This is a genomic window from Bradyrhizobium sp. CCBAU 11386 (genome assembly GCF_028128955.1).
In the GTDB taxonomy this organism is placed as follows: Bacteria; Pseudomonadota; Alphaproteobacteria; order Rhizobiales; family Xanthobacteraceae; genus Bradyrhizobium.
This window is the reverse complement of record NZ_LBKA01000012.1, coordinates 1-335: the sequence shown is the minus strand read 5'-3', so window position 1 is coordinate 335 and position 335 is coordinate 1. Positions and strand designations below refer to the sequence as shown.

Annotated in this window: 1 protein-coding gene; it reads right to left on the bottom strand. The window is 63.3% G+C overall.

Going from position 1 to position 335, the window contains the following annotated elements; genetic code table 11:
- Positions 1-335, bottom strand: a 335-nt coding sequence (locus tag XI09_RS03570; protein WP_271565690.1) for a transposase, incomplete at both ends; no start/stop codon positions are given.

Below are 335 nucleotides of genomic sequence, written 5' to 3'. Positions count from 1 at the left end.
AAGGCGATTGCTGCCGCAGCATTCACAAGCCGTAGGCCCATCGATCACCACCCGTTCCCGTGGCAGATGCTCAGGGAAGGTCTGGCGCTCGGCACGCTGGCGCGTAAATCCACGCACCGTCGTCGTCTTCGCCACGGCCCGTTCCGCCGCAAGCTCGTCCTCGGTGGCGTCGGCTTCCAGCTCTTCGAACGTCAGCGCCAACTGCTCGATCAGCCGCGCGGAACGCTCTGACCGTTGCCCATAGATCTGATGTTTTAGCTTGGCGATCTGCAGCTTCTGCTGGGCAATCAGCGCTTCGTCTTGCGACGCTTTCGCGCGGGCGACCGCGAGTTCAG